15 protein-coding genes are annotated in these 19215 nt (G+C 72.0%); 7 read left to right on the top strand and 8 right to left on the bottom strand.

Annotated elements, in window-relative coordinates; all coding sequences use genetic code 11:
* Positions 1-83: 83 nt before the first annotated feature.
* The 3 genes from thpR to IE278_RS13135 form a co-directional block, all read right to left on the bottom strand.
* Complete coding sequence (gene thpR / locus IE278_RS13145; protein WP_189771868.1) at positions 84-683, bottom strand: RNA 2',3'-cyclic phosphodiesterase; 600 nt, start codon at positions 681-683, stop codon at positions 84-86.
* Between the two features lie 164 nt (positions 684-847).
* Complete coding sequence (locus IE278_RS13140; protein WP_246570293.1) at positions 848-2197, bottom strand: MFS transporter; 1350 nt, start codon at positions 2195-2197, stop codon at positions 848-850.
* A 101-nt stretch (positions 2198-2298) separates the two neighbouring features.
* Positions 2299-2736, bottom strand: coding sequence for a MarR family winged helix-turn-helix transcriptional regulator (locus tag IE278_RS13135; RefSeq protein ID WP_189771866.1), 438 nt, complete (start codon positions 2734-2736; stop codon positions 2299-2301).
* Between the two features lie 164 nt (positions 2737-2900).
* On the opposite strand from IE278_RS13135, the gene IE278_RS13130 reads away from it, so the two are divergent.
* Positions 2901-3083, top strand: coding sequence for a ribbon-helix-helix protein, CopG family (locus IE278_RS13130; RefSeq protein WP_189771865.1), 183 nt, complete (start codon positions 2901-2903; stop codon positions 3081-3083).
* A gap of 22 nt (positions 3084-3105) precedes the next feature.
* On the opposite strand, the gene IE278_RS13125 is transcribed toward IE278_RS13130, so the two are convergent.
* A complete protein-coding gene (locus IE278_RS13125) occupies positions 3106-4557 on the bottom strand; it encodes an NCS2 family permease (protein ID WP_189771863.1) in 1452 nt (483 codons plus the stop codon).
* 144 nt (positions 4558-4701) lie between these two features.
* Between IE278_RS13125 and IE278_RS13120 the strand changes: the two genes are divergently transcribed.
* Positions 4702-4950: a DUF2530 domain-containing protein gene (locus tag IE278_RS13120; protein WP_189771861.1), complete on the top strand. Its 249-nt coding sequence runs from the start codon at positions 4702-4704 to the stop codon at positions 4948-4950.
* A gap of 618 nt (positions 4951-5568) precedes the next feature.
* Positions 5569-8013, top strand: a complete 2445-nt coding sequence (locus IE278_RS13115) for an HAD-IC family P-type ATPase (RefSeq protein WP_189771860.1) — start codon at positions 5569-5571, stop codon at positions 8011-8013.
* A 169-nt stretch (positions 8014-8182) separates the two neighbouring features.
* On the opposite strand, the gene IE278_RS13110 is transcribed toward IE278_RS13115, so the two are convergent.
* From IE278_RS13110 to IE278_RS13100, 3 genes are all read right to left on the bottom strand, one after another.
* On the bottom strand, positions 8183-9112 hold the full coding sequence (locus IE278_RS13110; RefSeq protein ID WP_189771859.1) for a hypothetical protein: 930 nt from the start codon (positions 9110-9112) through the stop codon (positions 8183-8185).
* Between the two features lie 164 nt (positions 9113-9276).
* A complete protein-coding gene (locus tag IE278_RS13105; protein ID WP_189771858.1) occupies positions 9277-12441 on the bottom strand; it encodes a sacsin N-terminal ATP-binding-like domain-containing protein in 3165 nt (1054 codons plus the stop codon).
* Positions 12442-13171: 730 nt separating this feature from the next.
* Positions 13172-14095 (bottom strand): DUF3027 domain-containing protein, encoded by a 924-nt coding sequence (locus IE278_RS13100; protein WP_189771857.1) that lies wholly within the window; start codon positions 14093-14095, stop codon positions 13172-13174.
* Between the two features lie 436 nt (positions 14096-14531).
* On the opposite strand from IE278_RS13100, the gene IE278_RS13095 reads away from it, so the two are divergent.
* From IE278_RS13095 to IE278_RS13080, 4 genes are all read left to right on the top strand, one after another.
* The gene (locus tag IE278_RS13095; protein WP_189771856.1) at positions 14532-15953 is read left to right on the top strand and encodes an MFS transporter; all 1422 of its coding nucleotides are present in this window, start codon (positions 14532-14534) and stop codon (positions 15951-15953) included.
* 450 nt (positions 15954-16403) lie between these two features.
* A complete protein-coding gene (locus IE278_RS13090; RefSeq protein ID WP_189771855.1) occupies positions 16404-16892 on the top strand; it encodes a hypothetical protein in 489 nt (162 codons plus the stop codon).
* A 39-nt stretch (positions 16893-16931) separates the two neighbouring features.
* Positions 16932-17750: a futalosine hydrolase gene (gene mqnB, locus IE278_RS13085; protein WP_189771854.1), complete on the top strand. Its 819-nt coding sequence runs from the start codon at positions 16932-16934 to the stop codon at positions 17748-17750.
* 70 nt (positions 17751-17820) lie between these two features.
* Positions 17821-18648: a 1,4-dihydroxy-6-naphtoate synthase gene (locus IE278_RS13080; RefSeq protein WP_189772031.1), complete on the top strand. Its 828-nt coding sequence runs from the start codon at positions 17821-17823 to the stop codon at positions 18646-18648.
* A gap of 165 nt (positions 18649-18813) precedes the next feature.
* Here the strand turns inward: IE278_RS13080 and IE278_RS42925 are convergent, their stop codons facing one another.
* Positions 18814-19197 carry a cold-shock protein gene (locus IE278_RS42925; protein ID WP_149509302.1) on the bottom strand — a complete coding sequence of 128 codons (384 nt, stop codon included), beginning with the start codon at positions 19195-19197 and terminating at the stop codon, positions 18814-18816.
* Between the last annotated feature and the right edge of the window lie 18 nt (positions 19198-19215).

Here is a 19215-nt window from a genome sequence, read left to right as displayed (position 1 = left end):
CACAACGAACATCAGCACAAGCACACCGGCCATGATCCGGTTCCGCGTCTTCGGGTCCACGCACCGAGCGTAACCGCCCTGCCTCAGCCACCGCCGACGCGGGGCCCGTCAAAAGCCCGGCCCAGCGGCCACCGGGCGAGCACCTCGTACCGCGGCTGCTCCCCCGGCACCCCCGACACGGGCAGCCTGCTCCGCATCAGGCACAGCCCGCCCACCGTCCACTCCCGCCCCTCGAACCCGTCGAGCGCGGACACGTACGGGGCGAAGTCCGCCGGCTCACGGCTGCTGCGGGCCAGCGTGAGGTGCGGCCGGTACGTCCGGTGCTCCTCCCGCGTCACGCCCGCCCGGCGCCCCGCCGCCTCCGCCCGGTCGGCGAGCAGCCGAAGCGCCCGTACGTCGCCCGCGGCGCCCGCCCACAGCGCCCGTCCCCCGAACCGGCCCCCGCCGCGCAGGGACAGGGGGAAGGCGTCCGTCCGCCGCGCCGCCCGCTCCAGCCGGACCGACAGCTCCGGTACGAGCCCTTCGTCGACCTCGCCGTAGAACGCGAGCGTGAAATGCCACCCGTCCCGGCTCGTCCAGCGCAACCCGCGCCCCGCACCCGGCAGCCCCCGCAGCGCGTCGACCGCGCCACCGAGTTCGTCGGTCACGTCCTCCGGCGGCAGCACAGCGGCGAAGAGTCTCATACGCCCACCCTGCCAGGGCGCGGCCACGGCCCGCCTGAAGGGGCAGGGACAGGGGCGCAGCCCCGTCCTTGAGGGGCGCGGGGAACTGCGCGGCCGGCTCCCACCGGGCCGGCACTGCACCAGCAGACCTGAGCCCACACAGATCCGCCGACCGGCCCGGAGGGCTACGCCGCCGTCGCCAGCTCCCGCTCGCGCGGGACGAAACGGACCTGCGGATGACCGTGGTGCCAGCCCACCGACAGGCGCAGGCCGCCCACCCGGGCCAGGGCCAGGCCGACCGTCGCGGCCGCCAGCGCCGAGACGACTCCGCCCATGGCGAAGCCCACCCGGGGCCCGTACGCGTCCGTGATCCAGCCGACCACGGGCGCGCCCAGCGGCGTACCGCCCATGAAGACCATCATGAACAGCGCCATGACACGGCCGCGCATGGCGGGGTCGGTGCCCATCTGGACGGCGGTGTTGGCCGTGACGTTGACGGTCAGGCCGGCCATCCCGATGGGGACCATGAGGGCGGCGAAGAGCCAGTACGACGGGGCCAGCGAGGCCACGATCTCCAGGACTCCGAAGGCGACGGCGGCGGCGATCAGCACGCGCAGCCGGGCCGTGCCGCGCCGGGCGGCGAGCAGCGCGCCCGCGACCGATCCCACGGCCATCAGTGTGTTGAAGAGGCTGTACGCGCCCGCGCCGCCGTGGAAGACGTCGTCCGCGTAGGCCGAGAGCCAGACGGGGAAGTTGAAGCCGAAGGTGCCGATGAAGCCGACGAGGATGATCGGCCACAGCAGTTCGGGGCGGCCCGCGACGTAGTGCAGGCCCTCGCGGAGCTGACCCTTGCCGCGCGGGGTGCGCTCGACCTGGTTCAGCTCGGAGGAGCGCATCAGGAGCAGGCCCGCGATGGGCGCGACGAACGACAGTCCGTTGAGCAGGAACGCCCAGCCCGTGCCGACGCCGGTGATCAGCAGGCCCGCGACGGCGGGGCCGATCAGGCGGGCGGACTGGAAGTTCGCGGAGTTGAGGCTGACCGCGTTCTGGAGCTGGCCGGGGCCGACCATCTCGGCGACGAAGGACTGCCGTGCCGGGTTGTCGATCACGGTGGCGAGGCCGACGACGAACGCGGCGACGTACACGTGCCAGACCTGGACGTGTCCGCTGAGGGTGAGGAAGGCGAGGGCGATACCGGTGAGGCCCATGGCGGTCTGGGTGACCAGCAGCGTGGGGCGCTTCGGCAGGCGGTCGACGAGGACTCCGCCGTAGAGGCCGAAGAGCAGCATCGGCAGGAACTGCAGGGCCGTGGTGAATCCGACGGCGGCGGACGAGCCGGTGAGGCTCAGTACCAGCCAGTCCTGGGCGATGCGCTGCATCCAGGTGCCGGTGTTCGAGACGACCTGGCCGGTGAAGAACAGCCGGTAGTTCCTGATCTTCAGCGAGCTGAACATCGAGGAACGGGTCTTGGGGGCGTGCGGGGTGTTGTCGGCGGCAGGTGCGGGGGCGGAGTCTGCTCCGGGTCCCGTACTCAACGGCGTTCGCCTCCTTGCGTGGTACGTGCGGTGCGGGGTGGTGCTGGTGGTGCGTGCCGCCTCATAGCCGTCCGCGGGTGCCCACGGACGGCTGATGCCGCCTACAGGTGCGCGAGCTTCTCCAGGACGGGCGCGGCCTCGCGCAGCTTCGCCCACTCGTCCTCGTCGAGGTCGTCGACGAGGGAGGCGAGCCACGCGTTCCGCTTCTTGCGGCTCTCCGCGAGCATGGCCTCCGCGCGCTCGGTCTGCGTGACGACCTTCTGGCGGCGGTCGTCCGGGTGCGCTTCGAGGCGGACCAGGCCCTTCGCCTCCAGCAGCGCCACGATGCGGGTCATCGAGGGCGGCTGCACGTGCTCCTTGCGGGCGAGTTCGCCCGGCGTGGCCGTGCCGCAGCGGGCGAGGGTGCCCAGGACCGACATCTCGGTCGGGCTCAGCGACTCGTCGACCCGCTGGTGCTTGAGTCGGCGCGACAGACGCATCACGGCGGAGCGCAGGGAGTTCACGGCGGCAACGTCGTCGCCATGGGTGAGGTCAGGCATGTTCTTTAGAATAACTCATTACCCTTCCTAAAGACCACCGCGACATCCGGCGAATGCCCGTGAGTCCGGCCACTCACGCCCACCCCCGCCCTTACTTCACCCATACGAGTGAGACGGGCGCGGAAAGTGACACAGGACACCCCCCGGCCGCGACCCTCGTACGCATGGGGACCACAGTGCTCAGCCTGCGGATAGACGAGGAGCTGCTCGACCGGCTCCGGCAGCACGCGGCGAAAAGGGGAATGAGCGTCCAGGACTATGTCGCCCGGACGCTCATTCGCGATGACTTCGACGAGCGGTTCCGTACCGCGGTCGAGGAGACGGAAAGGTTCTACGGGGTTCCGTAGAACCTTTCCGCCTTCACCCTGCTCAGGTCAGGCCCAGCGCCGGCATCAGGTAGTAGAAGGCGAAGACCGCCGACACCACGTACATCGCGACCGGCACGTCACGGCCGCGTCCGGCCGCCAGCCGCAGCACGACGAACGTGATGAAGCCCATGCCGATGCCGTTCGTGATCGAGTACGTGAACGGCATCATCAGCATCGTCACGAACGCCGGGATCGCGATCGTGTGATCGGCCCAGTCGATCTGCCGGATGGAGCCGGACAGGATCAGGAAGCCGACCGCGAGCAGCGCCGGGGTGGCGGCCTGGGACGGGACCATCGTGGCGACCGGGGTCAGGAAGAGCGCGACGGCGAAGAGCGCGCCGGTGACCACGTTCGCGAAACCGGTGCGCGCGCCCTCACCGACGCCCGCCGTGGACTCCACGAAGCAGGTGGTCGCGGACGAGGAGGTCGCGCCGCCCGCGGCGACCGCGATGCCGTCGACGAAGAGCACCTTGCTGATGCCCGGCATGTTGCCGTCCTTGTCGGTCAGCTTCGCCTCGTCGCCGATGCCCATGATCGTGCCCATCGCGTCGAAGAAGCACGACAGCAGCACCGTGAAGACGAACAGCACGCCGGTCAGTACGCCGACCTTGCCGAAGCCGCCGAAGAGGCTGACCTGGCCGACGAGCCCGAAGTCGGGGGTCGCGACCGGGTTGCCGGGCCACTTCGGGGTGGTCAGCCCCCAGGAGGGCACCTTGGCCACGGCGTTGATCACCACGGCGACGACCGTCATCGTGACGATGGAGATGAGGATCGCGCCCGGCACCTTGCGCACGATCAGCGCGAGGGTGAGGAGCGTGCCGAGGACGAAGACCAGGACGGGCCAGCCGTCCAGGTGCCCGGTCGCGCCGAGCTGCAGTGGCACGGTCGTCTGGGCGACGTCCGGGATACGCGAGACGAAGCCCGAGTCGACGAGGCCGATCAGCATGATGAACAGGCCGATACCGATCGCGATGCCCTTGCGCAGGCCGAGCGGTACGGCGTTCATGACGCGCTCGCGCAGGCCGGTGGCGACGAGCAGCATCACCACGAGACCCGCGAGCACCACCATGCCCATCGCGTCCGGCCAGGACATCCGGGGCGCCAACTGGAGCGCGACGACGGTGTTGACACCGAGGCCGGCCGCGAGGGCGATGGGTACGTTGCCGATGACGCCCATCAGGAGCGTGGTGAAGGCGGCGGTCAGCGCGGTCGCGGTGACCAGCTGGCCGTTGTCGAGCTGGTGCCCGTACATGTCCTTCGCGCTGCCCAGGATGATCGGGTTCAGCACGATGATGTAGGCCATCGCGAAGAAGGTGGCGAGACCGCCGCGGATCTCGCGCGGCAGGGTGCTGCCGCGCTCGGAGATCTTGAAGTAGCGGTCGAGGGCGCTGCGGGCGGACGCGGGGTCCGGCTCGTCGGGCGCGGAAGCCTTGGCGGGGGCCGAGGTGGGCATCGAGGACCTTTTTGGAGTTTCGTACGAGCAAAAGTGGCCATGGTCAGGCAGATTCAGTATGAACATATGACGGCTTTGGCGCTATCTCCGCGCGTAGACCGCTGGGGCCGTTGCCCTGCTCGGCCCTGCTCGTAAGCTGTCCCCATGGCGAAGTGGACACCGACACACGAGGCACCGGAACCGCTGGAGGGGCCTGTGGTCGCCACCGTCACGGGCGGTGCGATCCTCTGGTTCGTCCTCTTCCTCGTGCAGCTGCCGTTCTACGGCTGGCTCGACGACAACGGCCACCTGTGGTGGCTGTGGACGTGCCTCGCGGGGGCGGGCTTGGGTTTGATCGGCATCTGGTACGTCCGAGGCCGCGAAGCGGCGATCCGCCGGGCGTCTGCGCCGTAGGGGGTGGTCTGCCTCACCCCGGCGGGCCTCCCCACCGTCGGGGGTGGGCAGTCGCATCGCGGGGTGCGGGCCTCCACACCGTCAGGGGTGGGCGGTCGCGTCTACGGTGCGACCTCCACACCGCACGGGGCGGGCGGTCGCGTCGCAGGTGCGGGTCTCCACACCGTCAGGGGTGGGCGGTCGCATCGCAGGTGGGGGCCGGCGGGGTTGGGCCGCGCAGTTCCCCGCGCCCCTGAGAAGCGGGGCTGCTCCCCTGCTTTTCCCCCGGCCCAGCCCCCGTCGGCCCGCAGGCGACATCCGACGCCACGCCCCCACTCACCTAGGGGCGCGGGGAACTGCGCACCCAGCCCCCACCGCCCGCACACGACAGCCAAGGCTGCACCCCACCCACCCAGGGGCGCGGGGAACTGCGCACCCAGCGCCCGCCGGCCCGCACGCCGCAGGCGTTCCTGGCTCGGGCTTTGAGGGGCGCGGGGAACCGCGTGGAGGGGGCGGCGCCAAGACGCCCGTGGACGCTCGCGTCGATGTACTACCACGGCACCACCCCACCTCCTCCCCTGGTCGGATCTTGCCGCACTCACCGGGTGCACCCGCATATCCCCCCGTACCGTCGAAGACATGACGCACATCGACGCGGGCGCCGAACTCGACCCCGTGCACCCCGTCCCGCTGCCCGCAAGCGCGAGCGCAACCGCGAAAGCGAAGGGCCTCACCTCCGCCGAGGTCGCCGACCGCGTCTCCCGGGGCGAGGTCAACGACGTCCCCGTGCGCAGCAGCCGCTCCACCGCCGACATCATCAGAGCCAACGTCTTCACGAGGTTCAACGCCATCATCGGCGTGCTCTGGCTGATCATGATGTTCGTCGCCCCGTTCCAGGACAGCCTGTTCGGCTACGTGATCCTCGCGAACACCGGCATCGGCATCATCCAGGAACTGCGCGCGAAGAAGACCCTGGACTCCCTCGCGGTGATCGGCGAGGCGAGGCCCACCGTCCGCAGGGACGGCACGGCCACCCCCATCGGCACCTCGGAGATCGTGCTGGGCGACCTCATCGAGATCGGCCCCGGCGACAAGATCGTCGTGGACGGCGAGTGCGCGGAGGCCGACGGCCTGGAGATCGACGAGTCCCTGCTCACCGGCGAGGCCGACCCGGTCGTCAAACAACCCGGCGACCAGGTCATGTCGGGCAGTTTCGTGGTCGCGGGCGGTGGCGCGTTCACCGCGACGAAGGTGGGCCGCGAGGCGTACGCCGCGCAACTCGCCGAGGAGGCCAGCCGCTTCACCCTCGTCCACTCCGAACTGCGTACCGGTATCTCCACGATCCTCAAGTACGTCACCTGGATGCTGATCCCGGCCGCCGTGGGCCTCGCCATCACGCAACTCGTCAGCAAGGACAACGACTTCAAGGACTCCATCGCGCGCGCCGTCGGCGGCATCGTGCCCATGGTCCCGGAAGGCCTGGTCCTGCTCACGTCCGTCGCCTTCGCGATAGGCGTCATCAGGCTCGGCCGGAAACAGTGCCTCGTCCAGGAACTCCCGGCCATCGAGGGCCTCGCCCGCGTCGACACGGTCTGCCTCGACAAGACGGGCACGCTCACCGAGGGCGGCATGGACGTCACCGAGCTGCGCCCCCTGGGCGGCGACCGGGACGGCGACGGGGCCGGCGACGAGGCGTACGTACGCGCGGTCCTGGGCGCCCTCGGCGCCTCCGACTCCCGCCCGAACGCGTCCCTCCAGGCCATCATCGACGCCTACCCGGACAGCGGGGACTGGCGCCAGGAGGCCGCACTGCCCTTCTCCTCCGCGCGCAAGTACAGCGGCGCGTCCTTCGTGGAGGACGAGGCCGACGGCCGGGTGACCACCTGGCTGCTGGGCGCCCCGGACGTACTGCTGGCCGACGACGACCCCGTACTCGCGGAGACCGAACAGCTCAACGAGCAGGGGCTACGGGTCCTGCTGCTCGCCCGTGCCGACCGGGCCCTCGACGATCCCCGCGTGCAGGAGGGCGCCCGGCCGGCCGCGCTCGTCGTCCTGGAGCAGCGGCTGCGGCCCGACGCGGCGGACACGCTGCGGTACTTCGACGAGCAGGACGTACGCGCCAAGGTGATCTCCGGCGACAACGCCGTGTCGGTCGGCGCGGTCGCCGCCAAGCTCGGTCTGCCCGGCGCCTCCGCCACGGTCGACGCGCGCCGGTTGCCCGCCGGGCAGGAGGAGATGGCCCAGGCGCTCGACGAGGGCTCGGTGTTCGGGCGGGTCACCCCGCAGCAGAAACGCGAGATGGTGGGCGCGCTCCAGTCGCGCGGCCACACCGTCGCGATGACCGGCGACGGCGTGAACGACGTGCTCGCCCTCAAGGACGCCGACATCGGGGTCGCGATGGGCTCCGGGTCGGAGGCCACCAAGGCGGTCGCCCAGATCGTGCTGCTCAACAACAGCTTCGCGACGCTGCCGTCGGTGGTCGCGGAGGGGCGCCGGGTCATCGGGAACATCACGCGGGTGGCGACGCTGTTCCTGGTCAAGACGGTGTACTCGGTGCTGCTCGCGGTGCTGGTGGTGTGCTTCCAGGTGGAGTACCCGTTCCTGCCGCGGCACTTGACGCTGCTGTCGACGCTGACGATCGGCGTACCGGCGTTCTTCCTGGCGCTGGCGCCCAACAAGGAACGGGCTCGGCCGCATTTCGTGCGCCGGGTGATGCGGTACTCGATCCCGGGCGGGGTGGTGGCGGGGCTGGCGACGTTCACGACGTACCTGCTCGCCCGGCACCACTACACCGGGGAGGGGGCGTTGGACGCGGAGACGAGCGCGGCGACGCTGACGCTGTTCCTGGTGTCGATGTGGGTACTGGCGATCATCGCGCGGCCGTACACGTGGTGGCGGGTGGGTCTGGTGGCAGCGATGGGGCTGGGGTTCCTGCTGGTACTTGTGGTGCCGTGGCTGCAGTCGTTCTTCGCGCTGAAGCTGGTGGGGACCACTATGCCGTGGACTGCCGTCGGGGTGGCGGTGGTGGGGGCGACCACGCTCGAACTGGTCTGGAGATGGGTGGACCACCGCATCCCGGCGTAGCCCGGCGGACGCCCGCCTGCGCAGTTCCCCGCGCCCTTTTGGGGGCGCGGGGAACTGCGCAGCCAGCCACAACGGGCCCTCACCTGGTGAACGGGCCGGGGCCCGGTGTAACGCGTAGGCCCCACGTCCGGGAGGGCGTGGGGCCTGTGGTGCGTGGAGCGGGAGGACGTTACTTCACGTCCACGAAGTCACCCGCGGCCTTGACCGCAGGAGTGGTCGTCGTACCCGCGAAGTTGTACCGGAAGTACCCGTCAGCCGCAGCCTTGACCGTGGTCTTCAGCGCCCCCGCGGACCCGGACTTGACCGTCTTGACGTCCGTGTACGTCGAAGAGCCCTTCTTCTTGAACTGGAGCTTCACCGACTGCACGGTGTACCCCGCGTACTTGTTCGTCTCCCAGTTCGCACGCGTCAGCGCACCCGTGACCGTGATGGTCTTGCCCTTCTTCACGGGCTCCGGCGACGCGTTCACGGTCAGCTTGGAGTAGCGCTGCAGCGAGGTGCTGCCGACCTTCGCCTGCTCGGCGACGCCGACCTTGGTGATGTCGAAGTCGGCGGCGGACGGGTCCTCGCCGTTGAAGGCGATGGCGTAGGCGTTCGCCGACCACGCACCGGCGTCGGAGTTGAACAGCTCACCCTCGCCCGGGTACGCGTCGATGGTGCCCTTGCAGGTGGCGACCGTGGTGGAGACCGCCGTGCAGGTCGGGTACAGGTCACCGAACAGGTAGTTGTCCGGCTCCTCGTACGACCCCTTGTAGATCTCCAGGTCGACGATGAAGTCGGCGGCGTCGATGTCCACGTCGGCGCCGTGCGTCAGCGTGAACGAGGTCGGGACGCTGACCTTCTTGGTGGTGCCGGCCACGATGGCCTTGCCACTGTTGATCTTCACGTTGGAGATGCTCGCGTCGAGGGCGTACGGCGCGTCGGCCGCGGCGGCGGCGACACGGGAGCCGGACTTGGCGGCAGCGGCGTGAGCGGCGTCGAGAACCTTCGCGGTGTCCTCGCGCGAGATCGCCGAGCCGTCCGCCTGTGCGGCGGGCACGGCGAAGGCGGAAAGGGCCAGGGCGCCGGTGACGGCGGCCACGGTGGCACGTATGCGCATGCGTTCCCCTGATGGAGAAAGGGGCCCCGACGGCAGGTCTTCACATTGGGGCCCGAGTGATCGGGGAGTCTGTTGACTCAGGTGATCAGATCCGGGACGGGGGTGAATGGTTGTACGCGTGGTGAATGCTTTGCAAACTCGTGATCACCCCGTCGCCCCGGCCCTCAGTCGAACCAGCGGTCCCGCTCCAGTTCCGCCGTCCTGGACGGGTCCTCAAGGAGTGCGGCGACCTCGAAACGGCGGGGCCACTGCCCGGCCGCCCACGCGAGACCGGCGGCGACGCCTTCGAGCGTGGCGGCGTGCAGCACCCCGTCCCGGGTGCGGCGCCAGTCCAGCTCCGTGCCGTCGACGACCAGCTCCTCGTGCTCGACATAGGTCGCGGGGGTCGAGGGGCCCAGCAGAACCCGTACGGACTCCGGTACGTCGTGTTCCGCGCCCTCGCTGGTCACCTCGCCGGTGACTGACTCGCTGAGGCGCCGGACCTGGAACAGCTCGGCGAGGTCGGCGGCCCGCGCGGGCCGTACCGGGAGCAGGGGCGTGCCCGCCGTGAAGGGCAGCAGGTCGGGCGAGTCGACGACCACGGCGTCGGCCGCGTCCACGACCCGCACCTCGCCGTCCACCACGGCCCGCAACTCGTCCGGCAGGGTCACCTGGTCGGGGTCGAGGTCCGCCAGCGCGCCGTACAGGGCGTGCAGTTGGGCGGCCGAGACCTCGCGGTCTGGGTCGGCCAGCCGGTCCAGCAGCTCGGCGCCGCCGCCCGGTTCGGCGAGCAGCGCGGCCACGGACGTACGGACGCCGAGGGCCCGCAGCACCTGCTCGTCGTCGAAACCGGCCGCGTCGGCGGCGTCGTACAGGCCGTGCAGGAGCGGGTCGCCGCCCTCGGCGCGCAGGCCGGCCGGACGGCGGCCGTCGAGGACGGGGTGGCCGCGCAGCCACCAGGCGGTGTAGGAGCGGATGATCTCGTGCGTGCCGTCCGGCAGCAGGACGCGGACCGGCTGGGTGAGGGCGTCCCGCAGCGGCGGCCGGGAGAGCAGGGCGAGGGCCTCGGGCCAGCGGTCGTCGTCGACGAGGTCGAGGTCGCGCACGGCGACGATCTCGGTCGCGACGGGCGGCACCGGCGATTCGGGCAGGCCGTCCAGGGCGTCCTCGCACCACACGTCCACGGCGTCGAGCAGCCCGGCGTCGTCGGGTTCGGCGAAGTCGCCGTCCCTCGGCTCCAGTTCGTCGGGGTCGAGGACGACGTCCGTGGCGCGTACGAGCTGGAAGTTCGCCAGGACGCCACAGGCGGCGAGCGGCTGCTCGCCCCAGCGTTCGGCCAGTTCGGGGTCGACGGAGGCGAGTTCGTCCTCGCGCATCACCTGGGCGAAGGGGCTGCCGGGCAGGACGAGTTCACCGGCCGGGACGAGTTCGCCCTCGTCGTCGGGGAGCGCGAGGGCACCGAGCCAGGGTTCGTCGCCGGGTTCGAGATCGGCGTCCCGGACGAGCGCGAGGACGGTGTCGGCCAGTTCCTCGGCGTCCGGGGTGGTGTCGTCGTCCCAGGCGCCGCGGTCGTCGTCGAGGGAGCCGGCGACGGCCGCGCGGACCTGCGGGGTGGTGAGGACGGCCCGCGCGGTGGCCGGCAGGGCGCCCAGCTTCTCCAGGAGCGGATGGACGGCGTCCGGATGGGCGACCTTGAGGCCGAGCCGGGCGAGGGCGTCGGGCGCGGCCTGGGCGCCGTCGGCGGTGGGCAGCAGGACCTGCCGGGGGCCGATCGTCGTCCGGCCGTCGGCCAGCGGCACGGGCAGCCCGGACAGCCGGTCCGGGTCGACCCCGGCGAGGCTGTCGTACAGGCGCCGCCACCACTCGGGGGCCTTCTCCAGACCCGCGAGCCGGTCGACCGCCTCGGCCAGCGGGACCCGCGCGACCCCGAGGGTGCGCAGTTCCGCCCGCCGTTCGAGCCCGGCGGGCAGGAGGCTGGGCAGTACTTCCGCGAGTACGCGTACGGTGTCGGCGCCCGCGCCCTCCACGACCTCGGCGTCACGGGGACGCAGGGCCTCGGGCAGGTCGGAGTCCTCGGAGTCGGGTTCGGCGTCGGCGTCCGGCTCGACAGCGGGCGGCAGGAAGGCGGTGCGCGGCAGCCGTTCGAGGATCGCCTGCCGCAGGGCCCCGTCCAGTTCGCCCTTGCCGAGCGGGCCCGGCACCAGGCCGATGATCCCGGCCGTCACGGGCCGCCAGGCGGCGAGCAGTTCCACGTACGCCTCCGCCGCGCGCCGCACCAGGAAGTCGGTCAGCGGGCCGGGGGCGGCGTGGCGGCGGGTGGTGTCGAGCGGCAGCGAGGCGATGAGCAGCGCGGGTACGCCGAGGGGTTCGTCGCTGGGGGTGGGCGCGTGCACGACGGGGCCCGTGCGGGGGCGGCCCGGGGTGCCGTCGGCGTCGACCGGGACGGCCCAGGTGACCGACCAGTGGGGGCGCAGGCGCTCCTCGACGGGCCGGTCGGCGAGCAGGGCGGGCTCCAGGGACCCGTGCGCGGAGACGGTACGCCACCGGGTCGTCCCGTCGCGGGAGTCCTCCACGACCACATCGACCACACCGACCGCACCGCCGTCGTCCTCGGCGCGCCGCCGGACGGTCCGTACGCCGCCGTCGCCGGTCTCGACGACCACTTCCTCAAGGCCGGGCAGGGCGAGCAGCAGGGCGTCGTCGACGCCGTCGAGGAGCCGTTCGGCGAGCGCTTCGGCGGCGGGGTCCCTCAGCGGCAGGACGACGACACTGTCGTACGAGTCCGGCGCGGAGCCCTCGGCCGCGAACGGCAGCCTGAGCAGCGGCACATGGCCGTCGCGGCGGCGCAGTTCGTCGCCGAGACCGGGGCTGTTGCGGGCGGTGTCGACGGCGAGGTCGCGGGCCTCGGCGAGGGACCAGCGGACGCCGCCGTGCCTGCCGAGGAGGGCGGGTTCGTCGGTGACGGCGAGGACGGCCGCGAAGCCGACGCCGAAGCGGCCGACCGCGCTGTCGCTGTCGTCGCGCTTGGCGGAGGCGCGCAGGGTGGAGAGGGATTCGACGCCGGTGGCGTCCAGGGGGGCGCCGGTGTTGGCGGCGGCGAGGACTCCGTCGCGGAGGGTGAGGCGCAGACGGCCGGGGACGCCGGCGCGGGAGGCCGCGTCGGCGGCGTTCTGGGCGAGCTCGACGACGAGGCGGTCGCGGTAGCCGCCGAGGACGAGGTCCTCCTCGGAGTTCGCGTCCTCGCGGAACCGCGCCGGGCTCGTCGCCCAGGCGTCCAGCACCCCGCGTCGCAGCCGGGCCGACCCGAACGGGTCCGCGCCGTCGGCAGCCGGTCGCACGAAGTTGCTCACGCTTGACACTCCCTCATCGTCGTACGCCCGCGCGCATCGGGCGGCCGCCGCAAGAAGGTACCGCGCGGGTCTCTTGGCAGGGGGCCAGGGTTGTGGGCGTCGGGGGACGGGCCGGTCGTCGGGTGCGGGCCGTGTGTGCGCGGCTGCGCGGTTCCCCGCGCCCCAAAAAGCCAAAGACTGCGCCGTTCCCCGCGCCCCCAAGAAGCCAAGCAGCCGACCCGCCCCCGTCAGGGGCGCGGGGAACTGCGCAGCCAGCACACACAACCCGCACATCACAGGCGGGGCCCAGCCCCAACTAAGGGGCGCGGGGAACGGCGCAATCTTTTCGCCTTGGGGCGCCGGGGGGGGGGACGGCCAAGGGGCGCGGGGAACGGCGCAGTCCTTTGGGTTTTTGGCGTCAGGGACTGCGCGGCCAGCACACACAACCCGCACATCACAGCCGGGGCCCAGCCCCGATGAGGGGCGCGGGGAACGGCGCAATCTTTTGGCCTTGGGGCGCCGGGGGGACGGCCAAGGGGCGCGGGGAACGGCGCAGTCTTTTGGGTTTTTGGCGGCAGGGACGGCGCGGCCAGCACACACAACCCGCACATCACAAGCGGGGCCCAGCCCCGATAAGGGGCGCGGGGAACGGCGCAATCTTTTCGCCTTGGGCGCGGGAGGCGGCGCGATCGGGCCGAGGCGACCCCGCGCCACGGCCGAGGCCGGCCCGAACAGGCCAGCCGGCCAGCCGCTAGCTGTGGCCGTACTCCGACGCCGAGCCGTCCGGCCCCACCGGAACCGAGCCCGAGTCCGGCGAAGGACGAAGCGGGAACGGATCCACCCGCGTCTCGTCGATCACCGGCGGCGCAGGCCGCGCAGGCGTAGGCATGACCGCCGCCTCGGAATGCCCCCCACACCCGTAGGACAACGCGACCACCCGCCCGTCCGCAGGCGAGAACTCATTCGCACACACACCGAACGCCTGTCCGAGCGACCCCCCGATGGGGTTCAGGAACCCACAGCTGACACACGTCGCGGGAGCGGCCTGCGCCATCGCGGTCTTCGCCCCGTACGACTCCTCCCACCGGTCCGCCGCGACATGCAGCCCGTACCGGGACAGCACGCGCGCCCGCCGCATCCCCAGCTCCTCGGCCACGGACGCGATCGACCCGCGGGACGGCACGAGCGGCAGCGCGGCCGGCGCCTGCGGCGTGATCTCGGCGTCCTCCGCCTCGGCCAGCTGGGCCATCTCCTCGGAGATCGGCGCGTTCGGAGCGGGCTCGTCCTCGCCGGAGTAACCGGGTTCCAGACGCAGGTCCTCCGCGTCCGTGGGCAGCAGGTCCCCGGGACCCATGTCCCCGGGCCGGAGCCGCTCGCTCCACGGCACCCACTCGGGTGCCAGCAGGGCGTCGGAGCCGGGCAGCAGCACGGTCTCGTCGAGGGTGACGACCTTCGCCCGGGAGGCCCGGGCCACGGTCACGGCCCACCGCCAGCCGCGGTAGCCCATCTCCTTGCACTCGAAGAAGTGCGTGACGACGCGGTCCCCTTCACTGACCAGTCCCGCGTGCTCCCCCACCACGCCGGGAGCGGCGGCCTCCTCGGCGGCTGCCCGGGCGAGGTCCACGGCCTCGGCACACAGACGGTCGGGGGTTCGGCTTCGCGTTGTCGCGCTCACAGGTATCGCTTCTCTCCTACGCCGTCTCACGAGTGCGCCATCCCTCGACGGGGGTGCGGACGGAGCGGACCGGAGGGCCGCGTCGACGTCCGCGCCCGATCGCACTCGGGCGCACCTACGTCATCCATTCTGCGGGATGACCGAGAGGCGCGCGGCCGAGAACAACCGCCGCGGGCGCGCTACGCACGCTACCGTCTCGTCGGCGCTGGGCCTACACCGGCGTTGCCTTCATACTGTCGCGGCGTTTCCCGGACCGGGTGCGCGAGCCACTCAGGACCGGCTCCACGGGACGCTTCCGGCAGGGTGCGCGGGGCGCTCACGGCCGGTGCGCGACGCGCCCTTCGCGCATGTCCGGCACCCGGTCCACCGCGCCCACTCAGCCGCTATACGGGCGGTAACCGCGCTACATCCGCCGTTCTCGGGGCACTATTGCGGAGTGGCAGCCGCGAGGTCGCCCCAAGGCGCCACCGGAATCGGTGGGACCGGGGCAGGACGTAAGAGCGGGTCGGGTCCGGTGCGCGGGGCCGTCCGTTCCGTCGGGCATGCCCTGCACCTGCCGTTCAGCGGTACGGCGAGAGGCATCAGAAAAGCGACACACGCGCACGGCGCGGGCGAGTCGGGCCTCGGAAAACTGATCGAGCTGCACGGGGTGAACGGCGCGGGCGACATGTTGATCACCGTCGCGCTCGCCTCGACGGTCTTCTTCTCGGTCCCGACGGACGAGGCCCGCGGCCGGGTGGCGCTCTACCTGGCGATCACGATGGCCCCGTTCACGCTGCTCGCCCCGGTCATCGGCCCCCTCCTGGACCGCCTCCCGCACGGCCGGCGCGCCGCGATGGCGGGCGCGTTCATGGCGCGCGCGTTCATGGCCCTGCTGCTGTCGGGCGCGGTCGTCACGGGCAGCATCGAGCTGTACCCGGCGGCCCTCGGCGTCCTGGTGGCCTCGAAGGCGTACGGCGTGGTCAGAAGCGCCGTGGTGCCCCGGCTCCTGCCCCCCGCGTTCTCCCTGGTGAAGGCGAACTCACGGGTCACGCTCGGCGGTCTGCTGGCGACGGGCGTGGCGGCCCCGATCGGAGCGGGCCTCCAGGCCCTCGGCCCCCGCTATCCGCTCTACGGCGCCTTCCTGATCTTCGTGGCGGGTACGTTCCTGTCGTTCTCCCTGCCCCACAAGGTCGACTCCGCCAAGGGTGAGGACAAGGCCCTGCTCGCGGCGGACGAGCAGCATCTGCACGGGCCGCACCTCAAGCAGCCCAAGCGCCCGGGGCTGCGTACGGTCGGTACGGCGGTCACGCACGCGCTCGCCGCGAACGCCGCGCTGCGCGGGCTCTCCGGGTTCCTGATCTTCTTCCTGGCGTTCCTGCTGCGCGAGCACCCCCTCGCGGGCGCCAGCGCGGCGGTCTCACTGACCATCGTCGGCGTGTCGGCGGGCGTGGGCAACGCGCTGGGCACGGCGGTCGGGGCGGCCCTGAGATCCCGGGCGCCGGAGCTGATCATCGTCACCGTGGTCGCGGTGGTGCTCGGCGTGGCGATCACGGCGGCGGTGTTCTTCGGGGTGCTCCTGGTGGCGGTGCTCGCCGCGTTCGCCGGGTTCGCCCAGGCGCTGTCCAAGCTGTCCCTGGACGCACTGATCCAGCGTGACGTACCGGAACTGGTGCGCACGTCCGCGTTCGCGCGCTCGGAGACGATCCTTCAGATGGCCTGGGTGGTCGGCGGGGCGATCGGTATAGCGCTGCCGCTCATCGGCACGCTCGGGATGGCGGTGGCCGCCGGAATCATCGCGCTCGGCTGGCTCACCACGGTCCGCGGACTGCTGAGCGCGGCCCGGCACAGCGGCCGGCAACACGCCCACGTCTCCTGAGCCGACCGCCCCACCGTCCGACCCGCCCGCCGCCCCCGCCGTCCGCCTCACCGGCCGACCCGCCGACCGACCCACCGGCCGACCCGCCGACCGACCCACCGGCCCACCGGCCGACCGCCCGCCGGTAGACCCACCTCCCGACCCGCCAGCCGGGCCCCACCCCATCGCCACCGTCGCCACCGTCGCGATCCGCCGCCACCCGTCACCGCCCGATCACCGCCTGGCCGCCGCCCGATCGCAGCCTGACGGCCGCCCGATCGCCGTCTGATCACCACGCGGCCGACGCCCGACCCGCGCCCGACCCGCGCGTGATCAGCACCCGGCCAATACCCGACCAGCGCTTGATCGGCGCTTGATCGGCGCTCGTTCGCCGCTCGATCGGCGTCCGCGGCACGCCGCATAGCCCACCCACATAGCCGGGCCGCGCGACCCGCCCGATAACCTTCGCCCATGAGCTCCCAGCGTCCCCTTGCGCGCCGTCGCCGCGCCGTCGCCGCCGCAAGTGCCGTTTCCGCCGGACTTCTCGTGCTGTCCGCCTGCGACAAGCCGACGCCGATGGCCACGGTCACGGTCGGCAAGAACTCGGTCAGCGTCGAGGCCGAGTGCTACGAGGACGGCAAGACCATCGGCAAGGAGGAAGCGACCAAGTGCGCCCTCAAGAAGTCCTCCGACACGATCAGCGTCTCGCAGGGTGAGACGCTGCGCATCGGCGTCGACCCGGAGATCGCCGACGAGGGCTGGGCCTTGTGGCTCAACGGCCAGCAGGTCACCTCCCCCTTCAAGAAGACGTACTACGCCTTCGAGGGCGTCGACCTCTTCGCCGAGCAGTCGGGCCAGGCCGCCCCGAAGACGATCTACATCAGCGTCGTCCAGCAGAACAAGGCCGGCACGCAGGTCAAGGGCGTCTGGAACTTCAAGCTTGAGAACGCGGACGCCTGAGCCCCCGCTGAGCCGCCCGATCCTCATGGAGCGCCGCTCATGCGTGTCCTCGTAACCACCGCGGTCCCCGCCGAACGGGACGCGGTGGCCGCGGCGTTCACGGCCCCCGGGCCCGCGTCGGCGTCGGCGCACACGGTTCCGGGAGCGGTCCTGAGCCGGGTGGCGCTCCCGGCGCCCTCGGGGGGCGGTGACCAACTCGTCCTCGATCTTCTCGCCGGTGGCGTGGGCCCGGCGGCCGCCGCCGCGTCGACCGCCGCCGCGCTCACCGCGGCCACGCTGAACGGTGAGCCGTACGACGTGGTCGTCTCCGCCGGTATCGGCGGCGGCTTCCAGCCCGACGCACCCGTCGGATCGCTCGTCCTCGCCGACGAGATCACCGTCGCGGACCTCGGCGCCGAGACGACGGAGACCGCAGGGGCTGCGGGGGCTGCGGGGGCCACAGGAACCCCTGAGGTCCCTGAGCCCGCCCACGGGTTCATCCCGGTCACCGAACTGGGGTTCGGGACCGTCACGCACCGGCCGCCGAATTCACTCGTACGAGAGATCGCGGCCGTCACAGGAGCACGTCAGGGGTCCGTCCTCACCGTCAGCACGGTGACCGGAAGCGCGGCGCGCGCGGTGGAGCTGCGCCGCCGCCACCCGAGGGCGCTCGCCGAGGCCATGGAGGGCTTCGGGGTGGCGGAGGCGGCCTCGGCGCACGGCGTCCCCGTCCTGGAGATCCGTGCCGTGTCCAATCCCGTGGGCCCCCGGGACCGCGCCGCCTGGCGGATCGGGGAGGCCCTCGCGGCACTCACCGGGGCCTTCGGGAAGCTTGCGCCCGTACTGGAGAGTTGGAACCCACATGACCTCACCCACTGAGCCCACGCGGAACACGCAGACCTCGCCGACCTCGCAGCCCGCGCGGAACACGCAGACACAGCCGCTGAAGATCGCGTACTCGCCCTGTCCGAACGACACCTTCGTCTTCGACGCCTGGGCGCACGGCCGGATCCCGGGGGCGCCCGCGCTGGACGTGACGTTCGCGGACATCGACATCACCAACGGCATGGCCGAACGCGGCGAGTTCGACGTCCTGAAGGTGTCGTACGCCGTCCTGCCGTACGTGCTGGACGAATGGGCCCTGCTGCCCTGCGGGGGCGCTCTGGGGCGGGGCTGCGGGCCGCTGGTCCTCACCCGGGAGCCGGGTGTGGACCTCACCGGCCGCACGGTCGCGGTGCCGAGCGAGAGGTCGACCGCGTACATGCTGTTCCGCCTGTGGGCCGCGGACACGGTGCCCGGCGGGGTCGGCGAGATCGTGGTCATGCCGTTCCACGAGATCATGCCCGCGGTACGGGACGGCAAGGTGGACGCCGGACTGGTCATCCACGAGGCCCGTTTCACGTACCAGAACTACGGCCTGCACAAGCTCGCGGACATGGGCGAGCACTGGGAGCGCACGACGGGCCTGCCGATCCCGCTGGGCGCGATCATCGCCAGGCGGTCACTGGGCGAGGCCACGCTGGAGCTGCTCGCCGAGTCCGCCCGGGCGTCCGTGCGCGCGGCCTGGGACGAACCCGAGGTCTCCCGCCCCTACGTGATGGAACACGCGCAGGAGATGGACGCGTCGGTCGCCGACCAGCACATCGGGCTGTACGTCAACGAGTTCACGGCGGATCTGGGTGAGGACGGTTACGCGGCGGTCCGCGGTCTGCTCACGCGGGCGGCGGCCGAGGGGCTCGTGCCCGCTCTCGCGCCGGGGGCGCTGCGGTTTCCCTGACCGGGAGCGTGAGGGGCGTCTTACAGACCGGATTGCGGGTGCGGGTGCGGGTGCGGTCCGGGTGCGGGTCCGGTGAGGGCCGGTCGCGTAGTTCCCCGCGCCGGTCGCGCAGTTCCCCGCGCCCCTGAAAGCGGGGCTGCGCCCACGGGGGCGCAGCCCGGCGTGCTAGACGTCCAACTGGTCGGCCACCGCGCGCAGAAGGCCCGCGATCTTTTTCCCCGAGGCCTTGTCGGGGTAGCGGCCCCTCTCCAGCATCGGGGTGATGTTTTCCAGGAGGGTCGTCAAATCCTGGACGATGGACGCCAGTTCGTCGGGCTTGCGGCGCTGGGCCGCCGCGACCGAGGGCGTGGGGTCCAGGAGCGTCACCGAGAGTGCCTGGTCACCGCGCTGTCCGGCGACCACTCCGAACTCCACGCGCTGACCCGGCTTGAGAACATCGACTCCGGCGGGCAGGACCGAGGAATGAACGAAGACGTCGCCGCCGTCGTCGCGGGAGAGAAAGCCGAAGCCCTTCTCACTGTTGAACCACTTGACCTTGCCGGTAGGCACGTCTGTCCTCGTCCTCGT

The sequence above is a fragment of the Streptomyces tauricus genome (assembly GCF_014650955.1).
Taxonomy (GTDB): domain Bacteria; phylum Actinomycetota; class Actinomycetes; order Streptomycetales; family Streptomycetaceae; genus Streptomyces; species Streptomyces tauricus.
This window is presented reverse-complemented; position numbering and strand designations above follow the sequence as displayed.

Bases quoted from the DNA above. Each gene is read 5' to 3' on its own strand.
- thpR (WP_189771868.1), bottom strand. From the start codon at position 683: ATGAGACTCTTCGCCGCTGTGCTGCCGCCGGAGGACGTGACCGACGAA.
- IE278_RS13135 (WP_189771866.1), bottom strand. From the start codon at position 2,736: ATGCCTGACCTCACCCATGGCGACGACGTTGCCGCCGTGAACTCCCTG.
- IE278_RS13130 (WP_189771865.1), top strand. From the start codon at position 2,901: ATGGGGACCACAGTGCTCAGCCTGCGGATAGACGAGGAGCTGCTCGAC.
- IE278_RS13125 (WP_189771863.1), bottom strand. From the start codon at position 4,557: ATGCCCACCTCGGCCCCCGCCAAGGCTTCCGCGCCCGACGAGCCGGAC.
- IE278_RS13120 (WP_189771861.1), top strand. From the start codon at position 4,702: ATGGCGAAGTGGACACCGACACACGAGGCACCGGAACCGCTGGAGGGG.
- IE278_RS13115 (WP_189771860.1), top strand. From the start codon at position 5,569: ATGACGCACATCGACGCGGGCGCCGAACTCGACCCCGTGCACCCCGTC.
- IE278_RS13110 (WP_189771859.1), bottom strand. From the start codon at position 9,112: ATGCGCATACGTGCCACCGTGGCCGCCGTCACCGGCGCCCTGGCCCTT.
- IE278_RS13090 (WP_189771855.1), top strand. From the start codon at position 16,404: ATGAGCTCCCAGCGTCCCCTTGCGCGCCGTCGCCGCGCCGTCGCCGCC.
- mqnB (WP_189771854.1), top strand. From the start codon at position 16,932: ATGCGTGTCCTCGTAACCACCGCGGTCCCCGCCGAACGGGACGCGGTG.